The sequence below is a fragment of the Prevotella sp. lc2012 genome (assembly GCF_900107065.1).
Classification (GTDB): domain Bacteria; phylum Bacteroidota; class Bacteroidia; order Bacteroidales; family Bacteroidaceae; genus Prevotella.
The window spans coordinates 42,503-67,069 of sequence record NZ_FNUF01000005.1 but is presented as its reverse complement, the minus strand read 5'-3'; the positions used below and the strand labels follow the sequence as shown (position 1 = coordinate 67,069).

The following is a 24,567-nucleotide window of genomic DNA, read 5'->3' as shown; positions in this document are numbered from 1 at the left end:
ACAGGTGGCTTTTTCTTTTTTTTCTACCAATGAGGGTTACAAGAAACCTATTACCTTTGCACCATAATAAACAACAAAACATTAACAAACAAAAATATAAAGAGAATGGAAACAAAGGTAAACCAACCCACTACAATGGTAATGCTCCCACAAACCGAGTGGGAGGGTATGAAATCCGACCTGCAAGAACTAAAAGAACTTGTAAGGCAAAAGAGCACTGATGAGATTAACGGCCAATGGCTGGAATCTACGGAAGCAAGGAAGTTGTTAGGTGTTAGCCAAAAGACATGGCAGACCTATCGAGACCGCCGTATTATCCCCTTTACACAAGTTGGCAGGAAAATCTATGTGAAAAGAGGTGACTTGCACAAATTCATGCAAGCACACTATATTGATGCAAAGTAATAGGAGGGCAGACAATGGGAAAGAAAGTAACTACAAGCGACTTTTTCAACGAAGCCGTAAAAGACATTCTAAACATTGAAAGCCTTTGTGTGCCGCCCATAACGGGAGGACAACAAAGCAAAAACTTTCTATTAGAAGATATACGATGGTTTTTGTGTACCGCCATAAATGCCGACTTAAAGAGGTGGGAATCATCTACAAGCCCTATCCGAAATGAAAAGTTAGTGCAAGAATTGGTTTTGTACTATCATATCTTAGGATATGCCGATACGGTCGCACAAGAAAAGATAATTGCTATACTTGACAGAAAGGAGGTATTCAATGGAGAATGAGTTTATTCAAAAGACAATGCAAATATGCACCTACCAATTAAAGGCCGACACCAAGACCAGTTACTATTGGAAAGGTGGTAGTCAGATTTTGCCTAATCGTATATCGGTGAAAGATGATTTATTCTCGCCCATAAAGAAGAGTTCAAACACCTTGCATCCTACTATCGGTGAGTTTAAGGCGCAATTCACGCATAAGGAGCAATCAAAATCATCTTTAATGCGAAACAAGCCTTATCAAGTACATACTAAGATACGCAGAAATCCCGACTATCCCCAATTTATAGGTTATGGAACTTGCGGCATATCAGATAGTGATGGAAAGATAACCGACATAGGGGATTTGATGATATTCTACTCTAACGATTCATGGCAGACTATTACGATATTCTACTTTGTCGGCATGGCCACCCCCGAACACATTGATGAGGCTTTCAAGTTCGCTGCATCTATCATATAACAAAAAATGTAGGGGAGTGCTTCACAGTACCCCCCTACTCTGGATTTTAAAATAAATTTTTGACTATGATTGACTTTATCAGTGCAACCATATTCGGGTGCAAAGGTACTATAAATTTTACACATTTGCAACTTGAAAACCAAAGTTCTAAGTATAATCGTGAAATCTATGCCATAAAAGGCTGTGAGGACATGAAAATAGTGATACTTAACAATACGGATGGCATAAGGCTCAAAGGTAGTGTTCCGTATTTCTTTCAAGGCAACAATTTCACATTTGACAGAGCAAAGTTTGTTCAGACCATAGACTATATTAAACAAATCACGAATTTGGACTTTTGGCAAGCCGATATAGATGAGTTTGAATATGGTGTTATTATGGAAGTGCCGACAAAACCAAAGGAGTATATCATCCACCATTCATCTAAACCCAATGAGGGGCTAACGAAAGAAGAGAAAGGCCGAGACAAAGGGCGGTTTAGATGGTGGTCAGATAAGAATGTTTCACTAAAGATGTACGATGCAGGCTACAATATCAAGACAAAGCAAAGCGAAAGCCGTAAGCAGACTTTACGACAAATAGGATGGGAGGATGCAAAAAAATACATCAAATTTGAAGTCCACTATAAAAAGCCGCATATTGTTCTGAACAAAGGGCGAAATATGAAACTATGGCATTTGGCTAATTCGGATTGGGAAATGGTACTAAAGAAAGACCTGCTTAATCAATACCAAAGACTTGTGCCAAGCAAAGATATAAAATTACCAAACGACAAAAAAGATTTTCGCACTTTGAATGTTTATGCCTATGCCCTTACCGAAAGTGCCATCAATGCAGGGTGTTCACTTGAAGAAGTGAAAAAGATGCTATACAATGCTGTCAATAGCGCAGGTGACATTCTGTCAAAGTCCGATAAGGATGCAAGAAAACATGAAATCAAGAAAATACAAAGTCTAATAGAGGTACAGACTACAAGCCGATGGGATTTAACCGAAAAGATAGCGCAAGCCGTAGGACTTAACAGCATCCCAAATTAGGCACTCCGTAAATTAAGCCCATATAAGCCCATTCTACATAGCCGATGGGCAACTTATCCACCGACTAATACAAAGTGGCTTACAAGGCACGAGAATAAGCCTAAAGACAATTAAAAGAACAATCTCAATACAACACAATATCCTCATTTAGAGCAAGATACAAAGCATATAAATTCTTATGCTTTTCACACCCAATAAAAAGGGTACAACATTAAACCTCATGCAAGAAACATAAAGATTGTGCATTGATTATTGCATGATACAAACATACTTATATATGCTATTAATTATATCACTATATAATAATTAATATATATAATTAATAATATATTCGTGTGAACTTTTGTTAGGTTTTCGGCAAAATAGCAGCCCATGATGAAAGAAAAATTGGAATATTGATACTAAATCGGCAGAAAATTTGTACCTTTACACCCGCATTATAGATGCAGACATATTGCTCAATAGCCTTCCAAACACCACCTCGAAGCTGAACGAGCAACAAAACATCGTAAATTATTGGGTGTCTCCCCGTATAGGGCGCAGACTATCCATATATTTACGATGGTTGTGGTGACCAGGAAGGCGTATGGAGTAGTCCTGCGCCTTTTCTTTATGGAATGTGCGTAGGCTCATGGTGAATTGAAGTTCAACGATTAGAGCCGATGGGTAACGGCATATAAGCACCTAAAAGTAAGTATGAAGAAAATAATTTTGCTTATGGTGGTTATGTTTTCACAACTCTGCAATGCGCAGACACCACAGTCAGTATTCGGGATAAATCCCAACACTACAATGAAAAAGTTTAATTCTGCACTTGCAGTAAAAGGCTATAAACCCAACAAAACCGCAGAAGGCAGGTATGGCTATAAAGTAAAATATGCTGGCTATCCAAATTGTGAAATGGAGGTCAAGTTCAATAGCGGGAATGATTCTATTCTTTTAGTTACCATTTATTTCCCCCATGAATCTATTGCCAAAGACGAAACCATTTTTAGAAGTATGACCCAGCAATTCAAAGAAAAGTATGGTAATGAAATAGATTGGAATGAGGGCATATTAGGGGCAGTTAATAGAACCTCTAAACTAAAGACTTATGGAAAGCACAAAGTCAATATGTGTAGCGTGGCATGGTATTTTAATGATGACGAAGAAGAGGATGGGGTTCATGTTCAATACACAACGAATGCAAGCCCCGACAATAAAGTTTCAGTTAATTCAGACATCTAATTTTGAGCCGATGGGTAACGGCATATAAACTCACTAAGTAATATGAGAAAAGTAATTTTTACTATGCTTTTGTTGATGTCTTGCGTATTATCTTATGCGCAAAGTAGCGGTTATGAAAAGTCAGTTGAGATTAAAGGGGCTATAGGTCTTGATGACCGCACAGATTATTCCTTTGGAGTATCAATGATTAATGGATTTAGATTTAACGATTATCTGTATTTGGGCATAGGTGCAGGTTACGAATATCTTAATGGTCTTTTTTATCATAGTTACGAATCGGGGGGTAAATACTCTACATCTTCATCCTATGACAGCAAATCGACACAAAATCTTATTCAACTATTTGCAAGAATAAAGGCAAATTTTACTAATGCAAAAATTTCTCCCTTTGCTTCTATAGATTTGGGAAATTCCTTTAATTTAGACAAGACGGATGAGATAAAGATGGCTAATGGCTTTTTCTTTGAACCCGCAATTGGCTGCGACTTTAAAATAAGTAATAAGCAAACATTTTACTTTGCCCTTGGGTATAATCAGCAACAATATGAATACGAGCATTTCACAATTTCCTCATACAATTCGGGGCATGAAATACAAAAGAAACCTGCTGGCTCATTTAATATTCATGTTGGATTGAAATTTTAAAAAAAATTTTTTCAGAAAGTGACTATTTGCACCATACCGCCCTATCCCCCATCACCCCCCTCCCCACCTTTGAGGGGGATATGAAAAGGCTCTGTTTTCCGTAAGGATTACAGAGCCGAAAGGGAATTATGTGTAAAACAACCGTAGGCCAAACCCCTACAATCCATGTGCAAAGGTACTAAAAAACTGCAGAAATAGACATTTGTTTACCAAATGTTTCCCAAGAAAACAAGAAAAAGTTTGCAAAAGGCTTGTTTATAAGCACTTGCAAACTTTTCTTTGTACCCCGACCGAGAATCGAACTCGGAACTAAGCTTTAGGAGAGCCTTGTTATATCCATTTAACTATCAGGGCATATGCTTTTCGTGTGCAAAGGTACGGAGAAAAGACGGAAAAAACAAAAATCAACGGCATTTATTTTTCAGACGGACATCGTAGAACTATACTTTTACGCTGTCACATCGCAAAACAAGGCGAAATAATCGATGATTCCTTTGCATATGTCACAAACAATCCCTATCTTTGCAACTCATATAAAACATAAAACTAAAAACTACATTTATGAAAAGATTTCTAACTTTCTTATTTCTCACTCTCCTGACAGTAACAGTAGGAGCACAAAGTCTTTCCGCACTTGACCAACTTAAGGAAAATCCCAGAAAAGCCTACGGCACCGACTATCCCTATCAGCAGGAGAACACACAGTTGACAAAAGCCCCCCGTGGCTACAAAGCATTTTATATCAGTCATTATGGTCGTCATGGTTCCCGTTACTACTGGAACGATATGCTCTACAAGAGCCTTGACAAACTACTTACCACGGCTCATGAGAGAAAACAGCTCACAGCAGAGGGAGAAGCCTTCTACGAGAAGTTTGAGGCTGCCAAAGCAGAACTTAGCGCCGGTGTCAGCGAACTGACACAGTTGGGATGGGAACAGCATCAGAGCATCGCCCGTACCATGTATAACCGTTTCCCAGAAGTGTTCAAGAAAGGCGGCAACGTGTTTGCCATCGCTTCACTGGCAGGCCGTTGTGTGATCAGTATGTCCGCCTTCTGTCAGGAGCTTGTACAATGCAATCCCGCCATTGAGGTTCGTGAACAATCGGCTCGCTCCACTCTCGACGGTGTCGCTCCAAACGACCGACAGAATCCCGCCCGTCGAAAGTTCCCAAAAGCCACGCCACGCTTCGAGAAGAACCGCGCCCAGTTTAAGGATGTCGTTGACACACTGCGACAGGTTGTCATCAAGCGCGTGTTCACCAGCACAGAAGGCTTGCAGGTTGATCCGCACCGTCTCGGTGGCGACCTAATCAATCTCTATACCTCATTGCCCAGTATCGGACATGAAGGAATGATGGGTAACATCATCACCGACGAGGAGATTGCAGCCCAGTGGGAGACGTCTAATCTGGGAACCTACACTTGGGTGTTCGAACCCCAGTATGAGTCGATTCCCATCCTTGAGGATATCATCAAGAAGGCAGATGCCGTTCTCAATGGCAGTAGTGACCATATTGCCGACCTCCGTTTCGGACATGACACCTACCTCGGTCCTATGACAGTGCTGATGGGTATCAACGGCGCCGACCGTGATCCTGAAGACCCTTATGAGGTGAAGAACTGCTACCAGAATTGGGAGACCTGCAAGGCCAGCAATATGCAACTGATATTCTATCGCAGCAAGAAGAGTGCCGACATTCTCGTGAAGTGCCTGCTCAACGGCTGCGAGGCAAGTCTGCCCGTTCCTACGACCCAGTACCCATACTACAAGTGGTCAGACTTCCGCGACTTCTACACGGCACGCTGCAACAGCATCAAGTAAAGGGACAAGGGTTTACCACAGTCTCGATACGCTGAAGAGCATCCATCAGGCGACTACGCGGGCAGGCGATGTTCAGCCGGACATACCCCTCGCCTGTCTCCCGACCGTACATTGTACCGGGGTTAATCCAGACCTTTGCCTCGGCAAACAGACGGTTGCATAGCTGCTGCGAGGTGATACCCATGGCAGAGACATCCACCCACGGCAGATAGGTTCCCTCCAAGCGGCAGACCTTCCACTGAGGGATGTTTTCTTCGATGAAATCGCGAATCGACTGATAGTTTCCCCAGAGGTATTGGTTCAGTTCGTCGATCCAATCCTCACTCTCGTTATAAGCCGCCTGTAGCGCCACAATACCGAAAGGATTCACGTCGCACACCTCATTGATATTGATGGCACGGTCGATACGGCGTCGCCATGTGGGATGCGAACAGATGATATTGGCAATCTGAAGACCAGCGGTATTAAAGCTCTTCGAGGGTGAGTTCATCACCACACAATCGTCTGTGACCGTTCCAAAGGGTACAAACCGATAGCCAGGCATGATGAGTTCGCAATGTATCTCGTCGCTCACCACCTTTACACCATGTCGGTGGCAGATGTCGTACATCCGCTGCAGTTCCTCTCTTGTCCATACACGACCCGTAGGGTTATGAGGGTTACAGAGCAGGAAGAGCGTTGTCTTCTCGTCGGCACACTTGCTCTCGAAGTCGATGAAATCGACCTCAAAGCTGTCATCTGCAGCCTTCAAGGGTGATTCGAGCACTTCACACCCGTTGTTCTTGATACTGGAGAAGAAACAGTTATAGGCCGGCGACAAGATCAGCACCTTCTCGCCAGGCATGGTAAGCGCCTTGATGACGCACGACATGGCCGGTACGACAGCCGTCGTGTAGAGCAGCCACTCACGGTGGATATCCCATTGATGACGACGCCGGAACCAGGCGATGACAGCCTCATAATAACTCTCCGGTACGATGTTGTAGCCAAACACCCCATGCTCGGCCCGTTTCCTGACAGCCTCTTGGATGGCGGGAGCCACCTTGAAGTCCATATCGGCTACCCACAGGGGAATCATCTCCTTAGACGAGCAACGGTCGTCCGTCTGACAGGGACCTTCCTCATCCCACTTCACGCAGTTGGTACCCCTGCGCTCTACCAATTCATCGAAATCGTATTTCATGCCCTTATCTCTATGATACAGTTATTCGGCTGACGGACATTCTCATCAATCGTGACACTACCGATGGAATCGGCAATAATATGTCCACTCGTCGGGTTCTTGATATTCTCAATATGCCCTCTGATGTCGGCCTCAACGGTAGAATACTCAAACATACGGTCGCAGGCAGCATCAATGGTACAATTCTCCAACACAAGGTTCTGGGTGTAGCAGAGCAACTGCTCACCTGCCAGATGACAGTTCACGAGGCGTACGTTCTTCGAGTGCCATGCCAGATACTCACCATCGAGTACCGAGTCATAGACGGTAACGTTCTCGCACTCCCAGAACGAGTCCTTCGTCAGGATCTTGGCATTGTGCACCTCCACATTCTTACAGTACTGGAATACATACTTCGCATCGCTCTCCAGACCATCGACATAGATATTCTGCGAGAACATGAACGGATAGGTGCCTCCGTGCAGTCTCACGTTCTTGATTCTGAGACCATTGACTTTCCAGAATGTCTCGTCGGCATCTGTAATCTCAACATTCTCAAGTTCCAGGTTTCTCATCTCACGGAAGAATTTCGGACCGTCAATACGTGAGTTCTTCATCACCATATCATTGGTGTACCAAACAGCAGAACGGGAACCGAGGGCGAAATAGCAATTCTCAATATAAGCCCCATCGACATGCCACCAAGGATACTTTCCATAGAACTTACACCCATAAGCCTCGATGTTACGGCATTGTTTGATTCCGCTCTCTCCGTCCTCGATAGTGATATTCTCAATTCTCAGATCGTGTTGTGCGAATAGCGGGCGTTCTCCACCGAATTTCTTGTCTTTTATCAGTTCCATGTCTGTGTCTGTTATATGATGTGTCTGCAAAGATACGAAGAAAAATCCGTAAACGGCATACACCGATTACGGATTATCTTATCTATTTAAATGTTTTTAATTACTTTTCCGGCATCATGACAATCTCCGCATGGTTTCCTGCACTCACGAGGTCAGCTAGGAACTTCTGGAGTTTCTCTGGAGTGAGCGATTTCACTGTCTCCTCGTAGCCTGTCTGCAGATCTACACCCTCAGCAGTCCACTCTGTCAGCACATTCATCCAGTGCCCGTTCTCACGGGCATTGTCCTGAGCCTGTTTGAGCATGATCTCCTTGACGGCATTGAGATCTTCGTCGGCAATCTTCTGAGTGGCTTCAGCCACGAACTTCACCATCAGGTCGCGAGCTATCTGCATCTTATCCGGGTTCGTCGGAGCCGCAGCATTGAGTATGAACACAGGACGACTGCCGTTCAGATCAATTCTTCCGCCGGCACCAACACCATAGACAGCACTCTCCTCTTCACGGATGGTACGTTCGTAGACTCGTGTAAGCACCTGTGAAACAGCATTGAGCATCACCTTATTCTCGAGGGTATATGCCATATCTTCGTTCAGCCATATCTCTCTGACCTGAGCCTGCGGAGTCTCCATCTTCTTCGAGAATTGGTTGACTTTCTCTCCCTTGAAGAAGGTACGGATATCACGGACATGTCCGAAATCCCTAGAGCCACCAGGCAAACTGGCGATATACTGCTCTATGAGTGTACGGATCTGCTGCTCGTCGAAGTTACCGATAATGGTATAGATAAACTGTCCTCCATGGCCATAAAGCTGCTTCAGAATCTGGAGCGTACGGTCGTAATCGAACTGTGAGAGCTCCTCAACCTCCGGGGTCACATAAAATCTATTTCCACAGTGCAAGGTGCTCTCTACTGAGTCTTTGAACACCAGATCATGGTTCAGGCTCTTATTGCCAAACACAGTCCTCGCCTGATTGATAAACGCTGCCACCGATTTCTCATCCTTGTTGATATTCGTCATCGTCAGATAAGTGAGTTGGAAGAGAGTCTCCAGATCCTTTGGAGTGGAACGACCAGAGATATACTGACGATCCTCATCAATACTGAGACTTACACTTGCCTGCTTGCCAGCTAAGGCTTTGTCGAGTTCAGACTTCGTGAAGTTTCCGAGACCACTAAACATCGCAACTGTACTAGCAAAGTCCACGTTTATCGGATCTGTATCGACGAAGAGCGATGCACCACCCTTGGCCTCAGCTTGCATCATCACCTCATTATCCTTGAAGTCGGTCTTCTTCAGGATTACACGGGCACCGTTCGAGAGTGTCAGCTCTTTATAGCCAAGGGTCTTATTCTCGGTCTCTTTCACGATTTGTCCCTTGACGGGAAGATCAGCAATCAGAGGTTCCTCCTTCACGTTGTCCACCCAAGCGGTCAGTGTCTCAGCATGGACAGCATCGACGCCAGCCTTCATCTCCTCGGCTGTCACGAAGACATTACCTTCCTTCTCCTGTTGCATATAAAATGCCAGCAGGTTCTTGTCGTTTTCCGGTATCATCTGTCGGATCACCTGATTCACGATGTCGACTGGCAGTTGCTGAGCCAGCGCACTGATTATCTGGTAACGCTCCTCAAGCGAGGGAATGGGCGTCTGCTCCAGATAGTTCTCAATATACTCATTGGCGTACTCCGCGTTCTTTCGCTTATCACGGTTGTCATAGTCTCTCTCCAGCGCACTCAGGTAGTCGGCCTTAGCACGAGCGTATTCCGTTGCCGTAAAACCAAATTTCCGGGCACGGAGAATCTCACGCTCCAAACTCTTTAGGGTCTCTATCTCCTGACCATGCTTAGACACACCGATTAGTGTCACAGCATCCTTCGTACGGACAACATTACCAAGTTTTCCGTTCTGGACAATAGCCTGAAGATATGGACATTCCGGCTGCTGTGAGATCTCATCAAGACGGGCACCGAGCATCCGGCATACCAGATTGCACAGATAATCAGTTACAAGATAGGCTGCCGTTTTCTTGACGGCTACGGGCATCACATCACGTTTGATACCTATACGCAGTATGGGATACGGCAGTTCCTTATCCTTCTCTGCCACGAAAATCGGCTGCTCATTGTCGGGCACCAGTTCGTCGACGACCTGTGCGGCATCGGGAGCCACCTTAATATCAGAGAAGAGTTTCTTGATCAGATTCTCGGTATAGTCTACGTCGATATCGCCAACGACGACCAGAGCCTGATTATCTGGGCGATACCATTTCCTGTAATAGGCCTCCAGTTCTTCGGGCTTGAAATTATCCACAACCTCCATCGTGCCAATCGGCATACGGTAGCCATACTTCGACCCTTGGAACAGCGTCGGCAGGGCACGCTCCAACATACGATCTGCCGCTGCCGTACGATATCGGTATTCGTTATGAATCACATCACGCTCCTTCTCGATCTCCTCCGGGGTGATGGTGATGCCACTTGACCAGTCACGTAACACCAGCATACAAGAGTCGAGAGCCGACTGGCGCTCTGTTGACACATCGGCCACATAATAAACAGTTCGGTCGAAAGAAGTATAGGCATTCAGACTACGGCCATACTCTACACCTATTGTCTGCAGATACTCTATCATCTTCCCTGTGGGGAAATGTTCTGAGCCATTGAAGGCCATGTGCTCCAAGAAGTGAGCCAGTCCACGCTGGGTGTCTTCCTCCTGCACGGAACCGACTCGCTGGGCGATGTAAAAATTCGCCTTCTTCTCCGGTGTATTGTTGTAACGCAGATAATAAGTCAGTCCGTTGTCAAGCTTACCGACACGCACTTCCTTGTCTGTAGGGAGTTCTGGCATCTGCTGAGCAGACATCGTTCCGACCATCAGCAGCATCGCTGCTACAAAAAATTTTGTTATTCTCATATTGTTTGAGGTTTAGTTGATCATCTTTTCGGTTGCAAAGATACAGTTTTTTCTTAACAATATAGGGTTTCACAGGTTATCTTTAGAGAAAAAAGCCACAGGCACACGAGTAACGTATATCCTGTAGCAAAACTCAATATGTTAATAAGAGAGAGAAAGACTACTTGTTAGCAAACAGCATATTATCGACAGACTCCATCACGAGCATACTACTCAGGAGATACATATTATCCTGTGTCTCATTCATCCGATAGGTCTTCACAGATGTGAGACAGGGAGCCATTGAACGATAGAGCGTCACCTCGGAAGGAAGCGTGTAACACTGTCTGGCAGCATCCCAGTGGCTCACCTCCACATTGTATCCATTCTTATAATATTTATACGTGAGGCGGCTGTCCCTGGTCCAGTTCTGAGTTGCATCATCCCAGCGAAGCATCTCCTTATTCACCAGTCGATCCTGCTCGTCGTACTCATAGCGGTACTCCATCTTATGGACTATCTGATGGTCGGCATCCTGTTCATACACCTCAATCTTATTAATGACTCCGTCCTCCATGTCTGCATTGTACATGTAGTTCACGTCAACGTTGCTGATTGCATTGAAGTACATCGTGAGTACTGTTGCTGCGGTGATGATTGTCTCCATATTACTCATTTTTTTGAGATTATTACTTTATTTCTAATCAGTTTTATGTCCTTTCGACGTTGCAAAGATACGACCGTTCTCCGGTAACTAATGTTATGCGAATGTTATCATTAGGTTAAATCCAAGCTTAATGTTAACAAATCGTAAAATCCCTCTATTCCTATGCAGTCTTTTTATACAACACTACACTATATAATAAAAAGAACTAAATTTGCAACATTAAATGATACAGTTATGAAGAAACTTAGTATGCTTTTGGTAATCACGCTGATGATGTCAGGACTGTCAGTCCTGACGGGTTGTTCATCAAACGACGATGACATGTCGCCGACAGACAGATGGCCGGGTCTTACGCTCACAAGAGATCCTGAGAAACAAGAAGCGAAAACCGTTATCAAATATTTTGAGAGAAGCGGCCTCAAGCTGCATGTGGTTGACCTTACAGAGCGATATACAGATGCCTTATACGCACTTGAATACAAAGCCAAATCCGTACCCGTGAATCATGTCCTACTAGAGAATCTCCCTCCTTCCATCCAGACAATGGTCATGCAATGGGGGGAAAATGGACTCACGAAAGTATTCCGTTTGGAGTATCAAGGAGAGACTTACTATGATATAAGTAATTTTCTCCAAAGTTCCATGATCAATATTTACGACGCAGAAGGAAACGCGCTTGGTCCTGGTTCCGCATCTTACAGCACGCTTATAAATGAGGCCCAGATCCGCTGCATCCTTGTATTAGACACAGAGATTGTAAAAAGCGCGGAGAACGCACCCAACTATTTAATAGGTTTCTGGCAGAACGATTGGCAACACATGATCCATGATAACATACAGGACATCAGGATTCTCTATCCAGATCTTTCCTTTTGTATCACGGAGGTGATTTGTTTCCGTGCAGACGGTACAGGATATCTGCGTACTGTCAAAACCAACAAGAACGGGAGCAGCGAGATCGCTCTCGATCCCTTCCACTATGAGCTGACCGACTACCATGGCGGTGAGCAATACGGATATCACGGCTATTACTATAAATGCTATTTCCAGGCAGGAGACGTTATCGAGTATCAGGCACGCTCTTTCGACAATATGCAGACGCTGGTCTCACATAATATGCTTGAATGTTATCCCTGGTTTAAACAAGCGAACGACCCATTCGAATCACAGGAGGTGAATGCCGGACAGAAATATGGTGTACCCGCAAGAGACAACGACAGTCCTATCGTAGGCAGATGGACAGGAGGAGAATATAGCAATGTTCTCATGAAGGACATCTTCACAACATGGGTCTTCCGCTCAGACAATACAGGTTACAGTCTCAGGGGCGACGAATACGACGAGTCTTTCGCCTATACCGTCACTTATAATGGTTCTAAAGCCAATGTTACGATTTACAAATACAACACAGGTCTTTTCGACAACGAGATTAATGGTACAACCATCAATGCCACGTTCAACGGTGATGGTCTGGAGTTAGAAGGCTGGGGCAGCTACAGTAGGCAAGAATAAGCAACAAGAATGGAGCTGGATACGACAGAGCTGATAAACAGGTGCAAGGCTGGCGAACGCCATGCCTTGGACCTGCTGTATCAGCAATACAAGCCCAAACTCCTAAACATCTGTAAGCAATACGCTAAGGAGGACGATGTGGCAGAAGATCTGCTACACGATGCCTTCGTCGTGATCCTGACCTCACTCGACAAACTTGAGAAGCCCGAGAAACTGGAATCGTGGATGATCTCGATAGTCAGAAACGTAGGTTACCACTATCGGCAGCATGCCAACAAGGAACAATCGGCACTCATGCAGTTGGCCAAAGAAGAGACAGAGACCACGGATACAAGCCAGACTCCATCTTACGACCAACTACAATCGTTCGTTGCCCTCTTGCCGCAAGGCTATCAAGATGTTTTCAGACTCTCAGTATTCGAGAATTTCTCCCATCAGGAGATTAGTAAGGTATTGGGAATCGCCCCTCACTCGTCTTCCTCGCAACTCTTCCATGCAAAACGGACATTGCGAACGCTCATCAGACGCTCGTGGGTACTGTTGTTACTGCTTATTGCCGTTCCCACCGCTATCTGGCTCTTTATACAGAAAGACAAGACTATTGAGGAGAGTACCCCGATAGCACAAAAGAAGACCGAGATGACACAAGAACCTGAAAGATCTCTGGATTCAGACATTTCTCAGAGTCCTATTCTGGTGCCATCTTATCAGACCACCTATCCTAAGCTGTCCGCCCAACATAAACCGTCTGTCGAGGTTTCTGACACGACCACCTACCAGATCGCAGAGGCTCCTCATGAGAGCATCCAAGAGACGACTCACCAGACTCCTATCGATACAACCAAGGTAGAATCTCATCACGATATTTTCACGATTCCCGCCTTCGAATCAGAACACCTACTCGTAGCACAGGCGGAAGTCAGTCGTCCTTGGCATATCAGTATGACTTACAGTGGTATTGCTGGCAACAACGAAGACTACATGGCACAGGCCAGCGTTGGCAAGACCAGTTTCAATGCCATAAGCAACACCTCTATCCCCACACAGTTCAACAACTGGATAGACTACGCCCTCTATCTGAATTATGACCCAATGGTCGTACGCGATGCAGAGACACGTTCGATAAATTATATTGCAACCCTGAACTCAACCCTCAACGGAGGTATGATGGAGGCTCACCACAAGCACCAGTTGCCTGTCACGTTCCAGATTCTGCTGAATCGTCAGCTCACCAAGCGTCTCTCCGTGGAGACAGGACTCAGCTATACCCAGCTCAACTCCACCATTACCACTGGTAGTACACAGGCCTTTATCCAAGAGAAGCAACAACTTCGTTATCTGGGCATCCCACTCCGATTAGGATGGCAGTGGTATAGCAAGGCCCACTTCAGTCTCTACTCTTCCGTAGGTGCTACACTGGAGTTGCCCGTTCAGGGTAAAGTCCTCATCCGTCATGAGGCCAACGGCAGCAAGACATTCCAAAAGAAAACCGACCTTGACGTGCCCTACCAATGGTCTACCACATTCGGCCTTGGTCTGCAATACAATCTTACGCCACATCTCGGCCTATATCTGGAGCCCAGTCTGCAATACTTCTTCAACGACGGTAGTGACATCCAATCGTATCGCACGGAGCATCCGCTTCAAATTACCCTACCTCTCGGCATCCGTGTCCATTGGTAAAATTTGTTAAAATCCCGTTACTTCCTACAAGATTTTCAGAGATTGGCAGTTGTAATCATAGAATAACTATAAAACAGACAAGAATGAAAAGGAATCTTCTATTTAAGATCATCGCCCTGTTGATGCTGTCTGTCGGCATAGAGGGTTGTAGCAGTGAAGGAGGCAACAACGCTTTCTTTCAGATGATAAATAATGCTAATTCTGGCTGTAAACATGCTGCTGGCACAAGAGGAGAATCCTCGGCTTATGATCATGAGTACGTCGAATACAAAGGTCTGACTAACGGTTATCTGGCGCTCAAACATGTAAATGCCTTATTCAACTGCGAACCCGGCAAACTGGAGATTCAAGCCTCCATCGATGGCAACGAGATCAGGATCTTAGAGAATGAGGAATTGTCATTAGCCAACTGTGTCTGTCCATACGATCTCTATTGTGAGGTCGGCCCCCTCAGCTTTGGTAAGTATACACTCATCCTTTGCAGAGGCTCTTTCGAATACGGTGAAATTGCACGCTTCACCATCAACTATTCGATAGGGCTGAACGGCAGATTCAACATCCGCCAGTAAAAGAACGAACTTAAAGGTCGTGCCTCTGATGGCAAGCAGAAGGAAGTACAAAATAAATGCGTTTTTATTTTGTACTTCTCTTGATTTACACTACCTTTGTGGGCAGTTATGCATAGGAACAGGTATAAATATGTGTCGATTGTAAGTGCTGCGGCAGTCTTACTGCTGCTGGGACTCTATATGTGGATGACCTACTGTTCGGTGACAAGGGATATCTCAGAGAGAGCGACCAACCAACTACCGTGGGCTCTTTTCTGCGAAAGCTATGAGCGTTCGAGATGCCTGTCCAGCGACGACACACTCAGTCTGTCGCAGTTACGCAACGACCTGTCGCTGGTATCCTCGGTAGAAGGTATGAACGACGTGCTGAGTCGCAGATACCATTCTGAGATTTCGCTCGACACATTGGCCTTTTTTGTCGACAGTCTGTTCAGCGTTGTCAACCTGAACCGTGACGTAACCATACAAGAGGTAGATGCCGAAGGACGAGTGCTCCGGCAGAACAACGACAGGAACTCGGCTTTCTCTCTGATCACAAAACCCTTGAGCATCAGGCACGACCAGTCTAAGGGCATCCGTCTATCGCTCAACAACCCTTATCCCGAACTGGCACGCCGGCTCAGTCCGTTGTTTCTCATCAGTGCCATCATCCTCGGTTTCTTTGCCGTGATTATCATCCAACTGTTACGTTTTATCAATGAGCAGGAGCAGGTTGCCGAACTGCGTAACGACTTCTCGTATGCGATGGTTCACGACATGAAATCACCTCTATCCAGTATCATTATGGGGGCCCATTTCCTACACTCGGGAAAGGTTGACGACAAGCCGCAGATTAAGGATAAATATTTCTCCATTATCGAGGAAGAGTCTGAGCATCTACTGGCACTGGTCAATAAACTACTGACCATTTCGAAACTGGAGAATAAGAAATTGATTCTGAACAAATGGGACATCAACATAGAGCCGATCATCCTCGACCTCATAGAAAAAGCCAAGGCAAAAGCGACCAAACCCATAGAGATTACCACCAGTCTGGAGGTTAAGAACGTGCTAGCCGATGAACAGTATATCACCGAGGCTATCGCCAATCTCATTGACAACGCCATCAAATATTCGAAGGACAATATCAGCATAGAGATCAAAACCATCGATACCGACAAATATGTCTTGTTAAAAGTACGCGACAATGGTATCGGTATAACCCGCGAAGAGCAGCAGGTCATCTTCGACAAGTTCGGACGGGCAGCCATCCACGAGAAGAATCGTAAGGGTGGTGTCAGTGGTTTCGGACTCGGTCTAAACTATGTCGATCAGGTCATGCAGGCCCATGGAGGTAAGGTCACAGTATCAAGTGAGAAAGACCACTATTCGGAGTTCACGCTCTACATTCCCAAAATTGAGAGAAACAAAGTATAAGGATATGATCAAATTACTCTTAGTAGAAGATGACGAGTCGCTCGCCTATATCGAGAAGACAGGCCTCGAAGATATCATCGGTGGCTATGAAGTGACCACCGCCTGTAATGGCAAGGAAGGTGTGAAAGCCTGGGAGGAGACGCATCCCGACGTGATCATCTCAGATATCGACATGCCCGTGATGAATGGTTTCGAGATGGTGGAGCGTATCCGCGAGACTGACGGTAGCGTAATCATCATCTTCACCTCAGCCCTCACCTCACCAAATGATGTGAAGGCCGGTTACCGTCTAGGCATCAACAACTACGTGAAGAAGCCCTTTGTACCCGAAGAGCTCGATGCCCATATCCAAGCACTGATGAAGATGCGTGGTGGTGCCAAGACACAGAAGGAGACCAGTCACTACAAACTCGGTCGATATACCCTTGATGCCGACCATGCCACCCTACGCAACGACGACACCAACGCGCTGCAGACCGTCACCCAACGCGAAGCACAGATTCTGCGACTGCTGGCCGAGAATAAGAACAATGTGGTGCGCCGCGAGGCTATTCTCAGCCGCTTCTGGAATACGGAAGACGACTATTTCGCTTCACGTTCGCTTGACGTCTTTGTGAATAAACTTAGGAAACTGTTGTCCGACGAGTCGAAAATCAATCTCAAGACTATTCGAGGTGTCGGTCTGCAACTTCTTGTAGAAGACTAGTCTATCGGCCTGAAACGATCCATCACCCTGATAAGATACAAGGTAGAAGGAACAATCAGCACGACAGCAAGGGGCATCCCCCACCAGGAAAAAGACGACTCTGGTACAAATATATACACCAGCCAAAAAACAACACCACTTACCAAGATAGGGATAAAACTGCGTGTACATTCAAAAGTCCACATCTCTATCAAAGCAGCCAAGACAATGGGGATGATTAGCCACGGAGTGGGGACATTCAGCCAATTGATCAGGGCAACAACCACCAAGGCCACAGGAATAATAATCTGCGGACGATGCTTCCACTCCAACAGTTCACGAAGCACCGCACCATAGATAACCATAGCACTTATGGCCTCCTGAGCGATGAAACAGACAAACACCTGAAGCGGACTATCTTTTATAAATTCAGTTATGCTCGACATAAGACGCTCCCCGCCACTTTCCTGTTCAACTCTCATACAGATCAGAGCTAAGCCTACTTCTACCAGCACCAACGGAAGAACTATCTTCCACCATGTCCCATCCGGAATTCTTCCCATCGTATAGCAGGCAAAACCGGAACGAAGAAACACCCAGTGGAGCACAAGGCATACCATCAGTATCAGAATCATCGTCCCGTATGCCATCAGGCTTTTCGTATTGGTAGACCCTTCTGGCATACTGGAGAAACCGTCCACAAAGCCCGATACGAAACCCAATAGGGCTCCGCCAACAAACACCATACCGAGCATGATGCCGACAGCCAACAAAAGATACATAATTGCCTTGTTCATATCTCACACATTCCAAGTGCAAAGATACGATGATTTTCCGGAACTAATCCTAAAAACTATGTTATCTTTAGGTTAATTCGTTAATCGGTCTCCTTCGAGTGCCAAGCGCAAGCCCACCTGCAGATTGAAATTCATGGGCCTATCCTTGAAGAAAGTGCTTATGCCACTCCCATTGTCGAAATAGTATTTCAAGCCCGGCTCAGCATAGACTGCAAACTGCGGAAGAATATGATACTGTAGACCCAAAGCCGTATTGGCCGACCATTGTACGCGATCTTTTCTCAATTCCTGCTCCACTCCATCAGCTATCAGACGAGTCTTCACGTTGAAGTCAGCTTGTCCGCCAATTGCAACATAGGCTCTCAGACGTCCTCTGTTCTTGGCATAAAACTGTCCCATGACAGGAATACCAATATCATACAATGTCTGTTCCTTCTTATACAAAACATGGTCTGCCATATTGGAGAAATCGGATCGCAGACGCGTGTACACCAAACCTGTCACCATATAAATCCTCGATGAAATGGGGAAATTAACCGTCAATCCAAACGATATCGGCTGGTGGTGTTTCTGCCGTTCCTCATAGTTAACAAGGAATACAGGATCATCATAGACAGAATTGGGACGCGACATATATTTGCCACAGTTATAACTGTCCATTAACATCGGATTCATCAGTACACCGTTCGAATTCGACTGATCGCCAAAGCCGTTTGAGGTATAGAGGCAAAACTCTGCATACCCATGTTGAAGATTTACCGATTGAGCAATCTGACGATCGAGTTCGCGCATGACCTCCTCGGATTCTCTAGCATTTTCCTTGATCTTACTTACACTTTCATCTGTTTTAATCGTCTCCTCCAAAGGCTGCGTAGAAGTTTGTGCAGTAAATCGATCCTCTGGAAGAGTCTGTCCTTCCAGTTTCTCTGGAATGACCGGATTATCCTGGACAACATATACAGGTCTTAATGGATCAGCCGAAACGTTCAAGTCTTCCTGACTTTCTAGCTTTATCTGCCTGTCTGATACCTGCAGAATTCTCTGAGGTACCCCAGCCGACTGAGCTAGGAGAACATCCATAGGATCCGATTTCTTCGCTAATTCGGCGGTTGATTCTTGAACCTTGGCCGGATCCTGTTTCGAAGTTATCATGACCGACTCAGCTATCTCGCGAGAGCCTTCACCATCAACAGATCCCTCACAACCAATCATCCACATCAAATAACCATTACCGGTCAGCACACCAGCAAAAGCCGCCGCAGCAGCCAACTTTACCCACAAGGGGATGGTACGTGCAGACTGGTGCTTCTGGGGCATCTGGGCACCAAGCCGAGCCTCTATATCAGCCCACAGCCCTTCCGGGGCTGTCTCCTCATAGTGTGACAACCGCTCGAATAGCTGTTTTTTCCAATCTTTCTCTTTCATCGCTTTGTGAATATAAGTACTCTTTTACCATTTCCGCCAAAATCTTTTTTGCTCGGGATAGCTGTGAGGCGGACGAATTTTCCCGGATACCAAGCCTTTGGGCAATCTCCTTATGGGAGAGCTGTTCGAAGACAAAGAGGTTCAACACCATCCTGCAGCCTTCTGGCAGTTGTCCAATCATCCTGTTTAGAATATCAGGTGGTACATTTTCTACCTCCGGGACCCCCTCTTCTGCAGCATCAGGAATCTCATCGGTAAAGTGCAGTCGCTCATGTTCCTTCAGCCAGTCGATTGCTCGATTAGCGACGATCCGTGATATCCATGCCTTCAGTGAGCCTTCTCCCCGATAATCAAATTCATTGATAGAAGTCAGAATACTGATGAAGCTATCCTGAAGAATGTCTCGCACGTCATCTCGCTCCGGAACATACCTTAGACCGATGGCCATGGCATATCCTGAATAGCGGTCATAAAGACGGCGTAACGCCTGTCGGTCACCGCAGTGTATCGCGTCGAGTAGTTGTCGTTCAGTCTCTATCACACCTACCCTACTTTCTTTTTCGTATTATATATCAGCATCATGGGTGATGACAATACTTTCGTCTGTTGTTCTCTTGTCTGCAAATTTGTTACAGCAATCTTATCTACCGGAATACCCAACGACCATAAGTGTGTTGTGATACTATACATAGCCGTTCCATTCTCCTCACTAATCAAATCAACCCGATAACCCACATCATTAATTGTAACACAAAAGGATCTTCCGCTATACAAGGTGGCATAACCCGCCTCTCTGGAGAGACCAACCACCTTATACTTTATGATTTGAGTTGTTTCCGGGAAATTGAAGACAGGAGTTGTGGTGGTATCAGACTCACCAAACGGAAACAAGGCCTCCACCCCGGAAGACTGTAATATAGCCTGTTCTGGTAAGATAATCTTCATGGAGTCGTTGGTAACTTCCAACCGGGCGGTAGCCACGACCATCCCATCGATAACCCACTCGCCATCGAAGACTCCCTGCGAAACAGTCTGATTGTTTGACGGTTTCTGCCCACTATTCAAATAATCCATATTTGAGGGATAAAGATCAATGAAGGAATCCTGAATCTTATCATCCCCCACCGAACAGGAAACATAAAACACAGATCCTATCAATAATACCCAAACCTTCTTATTCACTATCTTCTTCATACACTCCATGATGTGCTTTGATTTATCCATATAACTGCAAAAATACAAAACCTTGCAGCGAATCCTCACAATTTAAGATTCTTTAAGTTTTTGCGTCACCTTTTTTCCTCACGCTTAATTCCTAATCATATTTGAGGAAAGGCACTTTTCATCCATAAGCCGCAGCAGAAGGGACATGGCGCGTTATTCCGTGTTTCAACAACACACATGCCCCAAAAGGGAATATTAAAAGTCTTTGCGTTCTTTGTAGATGACCTTGTTGGCACCACTGGTAATCTGAAGTGCCTCAGGATGTTCTTTGATATAAGAATCAATATGACGCACACGTTTCTCCTCAAGAATCTCATCGACGGCTATCAAGATGCCCGTCTCCTCCACATCGCCAAATCCATAGTTGATGGCAGTACCAAAAAGTTTCATGGTTGGCGAAAGACTCATATAGGCATTCACCAAGGGAGGAATATTATAACCGAGCTTACGAACCTCTGTATTCAAAATCTTATAATCTTTCTTGAAATCCTCTTCCGAGAACAATCGTTCTAATTCCAATGGGTCAGCCTCAATTTTCAGCGGTTTCATCGGTATAATCAGATGTTCTTTATCATCGAAATGTTTCTTTAAGAAATAAAGAATCATATCACGCCCTTTTCGGATATATGACGGATACATTGTCATCTTTCCAAAGAAATATTTCACGTTGGGCTTGATAACCGTCAGCGCACCTAAACCATCCCATAGATTATCCAAAGCGAAAAGACTCTTCGCACCCATTCGCGAACTCTGATAAGGCAACGCCACGAACGAACGACCCAATTCTATCGTATAAGGCATATAGTCGTTCAAGAACTTATCGGAAAAATGGAACATATGACTAGTAGCCAGCTTGGGTTGTCCATTGTCATCCATCTCCCAGCAAGAGCCTTCCAGATAACGATAGCCGCCGATAATCTCTTCGGCCTCCGGATTCCACACAATCAACTGCTTATAACAATTGTCACAAATATCGAATTCATCGATATCCATCTCCTTGCCAGTACCGCCTCCCGCTTCTCGGAAAGCAATCTCGCGCAATCGTCCAATCTCTTTCATCACGTTTGGAGCGTTATGAGCCGTGACTACATAGATTTCGTTGTGACTCTTGTTGGTCATCCGCAACTGGCGCTCTTTGGTCAATTCACTTTTCAGAAGCGCTTTGTCGATTGGCTGGATAATCTCTTGTTCCATCTCTTTGTTTGGTTAATGGGTTATTGGCTTGGTGTTATAGGTCATATACTCGTTTCCGGACAAATTGCGCCCATTCCATCGGGTTTCTACTCTTATCGAAAGTCTGCCATGGAATAGGTTCTCCAACCTGCACATGGAAGGTTTTATGTACGTTTTTGTACATTTCATCGACAAGAAAGAGCATCGCCAGATTAAATGGTAGGCACTTGTCGCTGAAGTTTGCCAGACGATAAAAGAAATTACTATTTTGCCCGCTGAAGCGGATAGGCACAACATCTCGCTGATATTCCACACTCTTTGAAACAAAGGTCTTCGTCCAAGGGACGTCGCTAACAATACCATGATGGCGACGAGAACAGAGACCGGCAGGGAACATCAGCATATGGTTATCACTCTCAAAGCCGGCCTTCACCATCGCAGGGAAATTACGACTCTGATGTCCAGTCTTGTTAATAGGAATACATACAGGAGCCAATCCTGGCAGATTCATCAGCAAGTCGTTAACCAGATAACGAAATCTCCCGTCATAATGACGCCCGATAATCGCACCAAGTGCCACACCATCCACACCACCCAATGGATGGTTGCTAACAAACGTGTATAGGCGGCCGTCATCCGGGGCAGGTAGGTTTTCTTTTCCTTCAACCTCAAGCGTCATATCCAGATACTCCACACAGGCTTCCAGCCAATCTACCCCTGACTTATCACGGCTTTCCCACAGAAAAGCATTAACCTCATCCTGATGTGCGATTCGTTTCAGCCATGCGACCAAAGGACGGGGAACGAACTTCGCCTTTGTCCCCATCTTCTCTTTCAGGATATTATCAATGTCTATCGTCTTCTCTGTGATAGTTGCCATTTCTCTCATTCATACTAACAATTTGCAAAAATAGCACATTTCTTTCAATTCTGAGCAAGAAAAGCAAAAAAATCTTTTAATTTAAAGGTATTTTGCTCACCATTGATGCTTTTCTTATACCGTTATGCTATTAATCAATATTCATAAGCGAACAGATTGCCGGAAACATTCCATGAGAAACGTCTATAAAAGAAAGTTAAAAATCAAAAAAAGTGGGGAAAAGTGGCGCAGAGTGGGGAAATTTATATAACTTTGTAACCGAATTCATATAAATATGTACGTATGAGATTTCTAGGGAATATAGAAGCTAAGACCGACTCGAAGGGAAGAGCCTTCCTGCCAGCAGTCTTCCGCAAGGTGCTTCAGGCATCTGGCGAAGAAAATCTGGTATTGAGGAAAGACGTCTTCCAAAGTTGTCTTGTACTCTATCCCGAAAGCGTGTGGAACGCTCGACTAGATATGCTCAAAGCACAGCTTCGCCCGTGGGAATCCGTCCACCAGCAGGTTTTTCGTCAGTTTGTGTCAGCGGCAGAAGTCGTGACGCTTGACGGCAACGGCCGATTTCTGATATCCAAACGTTTACAAAAGATTGCGGAGATCGATCAGGATATTCAGTTTATCGGCATGGATGATACCATCGAGATCTGGTCACCTAGGAATCTGGAGCACACACTTAAGACTGACGAGGATTTTGGGAAGGAATTCGAGCAGATAATGAATGCCAACGATGCTATATGATGACAACTGCCGAGACATATCACGTACCAGTACTCCTTCGGGAGAGCATCGACGGGCTTGATATCAAGCCCGACGGTGTTTATGTAGATGTAACCTTCGGTGGCGGCGGACACAGTCGGGAAATCCTTCGACGACTAGGGAAAAACGGCCACCTGTTTAGTTTCGACCAAGACGAGGATGCCGAGAGAAATATCCTCCACGATGACCGATTTACGTTTGTCAGAAGCAATTTCCGATATCTCAAGAATTGGATGCGTTACTACGACGTGGATCATATTGACGGCCTATTGGCTGACCTCGGCGTGTCGAGTCATCACTTCGATGACGAGTCACGTGGTTTCTCCTTCCGCTTCGATGCACCCCTTGATATGCGAATGAACAAACGGGCAGGCATGACGGCTGCAGAGATCCTTAACAGCTACAGCGAAGAGATGTTGGCTGACATTCTTTTCCTTTATGGAGAACTGAAAGGCGCACGCAAGATCGCTGCCGCTATTGTTAAGGCACGAGATGTAAAGTCCATCAAGACCACCGACGACCTGATACAGATCACGGGTAAGTTACTTCAACGTGAGAGGCCACGTCCAGGCGAACGTAGTGCTACTATGCCCGAGAAAAAAGAGATTGCCAAACTATTCCAGGCATTGCGCATAGAGGTGAACCACGAAATGGACGCACTCAAAGAGATGTTGGACGGTGCTCGGGAAATGCTTGGAAAAGGTGGGCGCCTCTCGGTTATCACCTATCACTCTCTAGAAGACCGTATAGTAAAGAACGTCATGAAGACCGGCAATGCCGAAGGGAAGATGAAACAAGATTTCTTTGGGCGGACGGAAGCTCCCTTCAGACAACTCAGTAATAAGGTCATCGTGCCCGGCAGCGAGGAGCAAGAACGAAACCCGCGCAGCCGGAGCGCCAAACTGAGAGTAGCAGAGCGTATATGATATAGC

At 45.4% G+C, this 24,567-nt stretch carries 24 protein-coding genes and 1 tRNA gene; 14 read left to right on the top strand and 11 right to left on the bottom strand.

The window, feature by feature from the left end; translation table 11 throughout:
• Positions 1–105: 105 nt before the first annotated feature.
• From BLU99_RS10200 to BLU99_RS10175, 6 genes are all read left to right on the top strand, one after another.
• Entirely contained in the window at positions 106–405 is a 300-nt protein-coding gene (locus BLU99_RS10200) for a helix-turn-helix domain-containing protein (protein WP_091901759.1), read from the top strand.
• Positions 406–419: 14 nt separating this feature from the next.
• Positions 420–737, top strand: a complete 318-nt coding sequence (locus tag BLU99_RS10195) for a hypothetical protein (protein ID WP_091901757.1) — start codon at positions 420–422, stop codon at positions 735–737.
• A complete protein-coding gene (locus tag BLU99_RS10190) occupies positions 727–1,194 on the top strand; it encodes a hypothetical protein (protein ID WP_091901754.1) in 468 nt (155 codons plus the stop codon). Before BLU99_RS10195 ends, BLU99_RS10190 begins: the two co-directional genes overlap by 11 nt.
• Positions 1,195–1,259: 65 nt before the next feature.
• A complete protein-coding gene (locus tag BLU99_RS10185) occupies positions 1,260–2,231 on the top strand; it encodes a hypothetical protein (protein WP_091901752.1) in 972 nt (323 codons plus the stop codon).
• Between the two features lie 696 nt (positions 2,232–2,927).
• Positions 2,928–3,458 (top strand): hypothetical protein, encoded by a 531-nt coding sequence (locus BLU99_RS10180; RefSeq protein ID WP_091901749.1) that lies wholly within the window; start codon positions 2,928–2,930, stop codon positions 3,456–3,458.
• 42 nt (positions 3,459–3,500) lie between these two features.
• Positions 3,501–4,103 (top strand): outer membrane beta-barrel protein, encoded by a 603-nt coding sequence (locus BLU99_RS10175; protein WP_144006131.1) that lies wholly within the window; start codon positions 3,501–3,503, stop codon positions 4,101–4,103.
• A gap of 282 nt (positions 4,104–4,385) precedes the next feature.
• Here BLU99_RS10175 and BLU99_RS10170 read toward each other — a convergent pair.
• Positions 4,386–4,457: transfer RNA gene (locus tag BLU99_RS10170), tRNA-Arg, on the bottom strand.
• Between the two features lie 207 nt (positions 4,458–4,664).
• Here BLU99_RS10170 and BLU99_RS10165 point away from each other — a divergent pair.
• Positions 4,665–5,927 carry a histidine-type phosphatase gene (locus BLU99_RS10165; RefSeq protein ID WP_091901745.1) on the top strand — a complete coding sequence of 421 codons (1,263 nt, stop codon included), beginning with the start codon at positions 4,665–4,667 and terminating at the stop codon, positions 5,925–5,927.
• Here BLU99_RS10165 and BLU99_RS10160 read toward each other — a convergent pair.
• The 4 genes from BLU99_RS10160 to BLU99_RS10145 all read right to left on the bottom strand — a co-directional run bounded on the left by BLU99_RS10160 (position 5,920) and on the right by BLU99_RS10145 (position 11,524).
• A complete protein-coding gene (locus tag BLU99_RS10160) occupies positions 5,920–7,110 on the bottom strand; it encodes a MalY/PatB family protein (protein ID WP_091901743.1) in 1,191 nt (396 codons plus the stop codon). The two genes, BLU99_RS10165 and BLU99_RS10160, sit on opposite strands and share 8 nt — an antisense overlap.
• Positions 7,107–7,952 (bottom strand): DUF3737 family protein, encoded by an 846-nt coding sequence (locus tag BLU99_RS10155; protein ID WP_091901741.1) that lies wholly within the window; start codon positions 7,950–7,952, stop codon positions 7,107–7,109. The genes BLU99_RS10160 and BLU99_RS10155 overlap by 4 nt, the downstream gene beginning before the upstream one ends.
• A 100-nt stretch (positions 7,953–8,052) precedes the next feature.
• A complete protein-coding gene (locus BLU99_RS10150) occupies positions 8,053–10,869 on the bottom strand; it encodes a M16 family metallopeptidase (RefSeq protein WP_091901739.1) in 2,817 nt (938 codons plus the stop codon).
• 160 nt (positions 10,870–11,029) lie between these two features.
• On the bottom strand, positions 11,030–11,524 hold the full coding sequence (locus BLU99_RS10145) for a DUF3836 domain-containing protein (protein ID WP_091901737.1): 495 nt from the start codon (positions 11,522–11,524) through the stop codon (positions 11,030–11,032).
• A 225-nt stretch (positions 11,525–11,749) separates the two neighbouring features.
• Between BLU99_RS10145 and BLU99_RS10140 the strand changes: the two genes are divergently transcribed.
• From BLU99_RS10140 to BLU99_RS10120, 5 genes are all read left to right on the top strand, one after another.
• Complete coding sequence (locus BLU99_RS10140; RefSeq protein ID WP_091901734.1) at positions 11,750–13,027, top strand: hypothetical protein; 1,278 nt, start codon at positions 11,750–11,752, stop codon at positions 13,025–13,027.
• 9 nt (positions 13,028–13,036) lie between these two features.
• Entirely contained in the window at positions 13,037–14,710 is a 1,674-nt protein-coding gene (locus BLU99_RS10135; protein WP_091901732.1) for a sigma-70 family RNA polymerase sigma factor, read from the top strand.
• A gap of 83 nt (positions 14,711–14,793) precedes the next feature.
• The gene (locus BLU99_RS10130) at positions 14,794–15,279 is read left to right on the top strand and encodes a hypothetical protein (protein ID WP_091901730.1); all 486 of its coding nucleotides are present in this window, start codon (positions 14,794–14,796) and stop codon (positions 15,277–15,279) included.
• Between the two features lie 108 nt (positions 15,280–15,387).
• On the top strand, positions 15,388–16,695 hold the full coding sequence (locus BLU99_RS10125; RefSeq protein ID WP_091901727.1) for a sensor histidine kinase: 1,308 nt from the start codon (positions 15,388–15,390) through the stop codon (positions 16,693–16,695).
• A 4-nt stretch (positions 16,696–16,699) separates the two neighbouring features.
• A complete protein-coding gene (locus BLU99_RS10120) occupies positions 16,700–17,401 on the top strand; it encodes a response regulator transcription factor (protein WP_091901726.1) in 702 nt (233 codons plus the stop codon).
• Here the strand turns inward: BLU99_RS10120 and BLU99_RS10115 are convergent.
• The 6 genes from BLU99_RS10115 to BLU99_RS10090 form a co-directional block, all read right to left on the bottom strand.
• On the bottom strand, positions 17,398–18,177 hold the full coding sequence (locus BLU99_RS10115; protein ID WP_091901724.1) for a hypothetical protein: 780 nt from the start codon (positions 18,175–18,177) through the stop codon (positions 17,398–17,400). The genes BLU99_RS10120 and BLU99_RS10115 overlap by 4 nt on opposite strands.
• A 72-nt stretch (positions 18,178–18,249) precedes the next feature.
• A complete protein-coding gene (locus tag BLU99_RS10110; protein ID WP_144006130.1) occupies positions 18,250–19,563 on the bottom strand; it encodes an outer membrane beta-barrel protein in 1,314 nt (437 codons plus the stop codon).
• Positions 19,550–20,143 (bottom strand): RNA polymerase sigma factor, encoded by a 594-nt coding sequence (locus tag BLU99_RS10105; RefSeq protein ID WP_255397547.1) that lies wholly within the window; start codon positions 20,141–20,143, stop codon positions 19,550–19,552. Before BLU99_RS10105 ends, BLU99_RS10110 begins: the two co-directional genes overlap by 14 nt.
• Positions 20,144–20,145: 2 nt before the next feature.
• Entirely contained in the window at positions 20,146–20,796 is a 651-nt protein-coding gene (locus BLU99_RS10100; RefSeq protein ID WP_144006129.1) for a hypothetical protein, read from the bottom strand.
• Positions 20,797–21,021: 225 nt separating this feature from the next.
• Positions 21,022–22,020, bottom strand: coding sequence for a GNAT family N-acetyltransferase (locus BLU99_RS10095; protein ID WP_091901718.1), 999 nt, complete (start codon positions 22,018–22,020; stop codon positions 21,022–21,024).
• 34 nt (positions 22,021–22,054) lie between these two features.
• Positions 22,055–22,879, bottom strand: a complete 825-nt coding sequence (locus tag BLU99_RS10090) for a 1-acyl-sn-glycerol-3-phosphate acyltransferase (protein WP_091902035.1) — start codon at positions 22,877–22,879, stop codon at positions 22,055–22,057.
• A gap of 282 nt (positions 22,880–23,161) precedes the next feature.
• Here BLU99_RS10090 and mraZ point away from each other — a divergent pair, with 282 nt between their 5' ends.
• Complete coding sequence (gene mraZ / locus BLU99_RS10085; protein WP_091901715.1) at positions 23,162–23,617, top strand: division/cell wall cluster transcriptional repressor MraZ; 456 nt, start codon at positions 23,162–23,164, stop codon at positions 23,615–23,617.
• On the top strand, positions 23,614–24,561 hold the full coding sequence (gene rsmH, locus BLU99_RS10080) for a 16S rRNA (cytosine(1402)-N(4))-methyltransferase RsmH (RefSeq protein ID WP_091901712.1): 948 nt from the start codon (positions 23,614–23,616) through the stop codon (positions 24,559–24,561). The genes mraZ and rsmH overlap by 4 nt, the downstream gene beginning before the upstream one ends.
• Positions 24,562–24,567: the final 6 nt, after the last annotated feature.

Excerpts from the sequence above, each read along its gene's own strand:
- BLU99_RS10200 (WP_091901759.1), top strand. The coding sequence starts at position 106 with ATGGAAACAAAGGTAAACCAACCCACTACAATGGTAATGCTCCCACAA.
- BLU99_RS10195 (WP_091901757.1), top strand. The coding sequence starts at position 420 with ATGGGAAAGAAAGTAACTACAAGCGACTTTTTCAACGAAGCCGTAAAA.
- BLU99_RS10190 (WP_091901754.1), top strand. The coding sequence starts at position 727 with ATGGAGAATGAGTTTATTCAAAAGACAATGCAAATATGCACCTACCAA.
- BLU99_RS10185 (WP_091901752.1), top strand. The coding sequence starts at position 1,260 with ATGATTGACTTTATCAGTGCAACCATATTCGGGTGCAAAGGTACTATA.
- BLU99_RS10180 (WP_091901749.1), top strand. The coding sequence starts at position 2,928 with ATGAAGAAAATAATTTTGCTTATGGTGGTTATGTTTTCACAACTCTGC.
- BLU99_RS10175 (WP_144006131.1), top strand. The coding sequence starts at position 3,501 with ATGAGAAAAGTAATTTTTACTATGCTTTTGTTGATGTCTTGCGTATTA.
- BLU99_RS10165 (WP_091901745.1), top strand. The coding sequence starts at position 4,665 with ATGAAAAGATTTCTAACTTTCTTATTTCTCACTCTCCTGACAGTAACA.
- BLU99_RS10160 (WP_091901743.1), bottom strand. The coding sequence starts at position 7,110 with ATGAAATACGATTTCGATGAATTGGTAGAGCGCAGGGGTACCAACTGC.
- BLU99_RS10155 (WP_091901741.1), bottom strand. The coding sequence starts at position 7,952 with ATGGAACTGATAAAAGACAAGAAATTCGGTGGAGAACGCCCGCTATTC.
- BLU99_RS10150 (WP_091901739.1), bottom strand. The coding sequence starts at position 10,869 with ATGAGAATAACAAAATTTTTTGTAGCAGCGATGCTGCTGATGGTCGGA.
- BLU99_RS10145 (WP_091901737.1), bottom strand. The coding sequence starts at position 11,524 with ATGAGTAATATGGAGACAATCATCACCGCAGCAACAGTACTCACGATG.
- BLU99_RS10140 (WP_091901734.1), top strand. The coding sequence starts at position 11,750 with ATGAAGAAACTTAGTATGCTTTTGGTAATCACGCTGATGATGTCAGGA.
- BLU99_RS10135 (WP_091901732.1), top strand. The coding sequence starts at position 13,037 with ATGGAGCTGGATACGACAGAGCTGATAAACAGGTGCAAGGCTGGCGAA.
- BLU99_RS10130 (WP_091901730.1), top strand. The coding sequence starts at position 14,794 with ATGAAAAGGAATCTTCTATTTAAGATCATCGCCCTGTTGATGCTGTCT.
- BLU99_RS10125 (WP_091901727.1), top strand. The coding sequence starts at position 15,388 with ATGCATAGGAACAGGTATAAATATGTGTCGATTGTAAGTGCTGCGGCA.
- BLU99_RS10120 (WP_091901726.1), top strand. The coding sequence starts at position 16,700 with ATGATCAAATTACTCTTAGTAGAAGATGACGAGTCGCTCGCCTATATC.
- BLU99_RS10115 (WP_091901724.1), bottom strand. The coding sequence starts at position 18,177 with ATGAACAAGGCAATTATGTATCTTTTGTTGGCTGTCGGCATCATGCTC.
- BLU99_RS10100 (WP_144006129.1), bottom strand. The coding sequence starts at position 20,796 with ATGAAGAAGATAGTGAATAAGAAGGTTTGGGTATTATTGATAGGATCT.
- BLU99_RS10095 (WP_091901718.1), bottom strand. The coding sequence starts at position 22,020 with ATGGAACAAGAGATTATCCAGCCAATCGACAAAGCGCTTCTGAAAAGT.
- BLU99_RS10090 (WP_091902035.1), bottom strand. The coding sequence starts at position 22,879 with ATGGCAACTATCACAGAGAAGACGATAGACATTGATAATATCCTGAAA.
- mraZ (WP_091901715.1), top strand. The coding sequence starts at position 23,162 with ATGAGATTTCTAGGGAATATAGAAGCTAAGACCGACTCGAAGGGAAGA.
- rsmH (WP_091901712.1), top strand. The coding sequence starts at position 23,614 with ATGATGACAACTGCCGAGACATATCACGTACCAGTACTCCTTCGGGAG.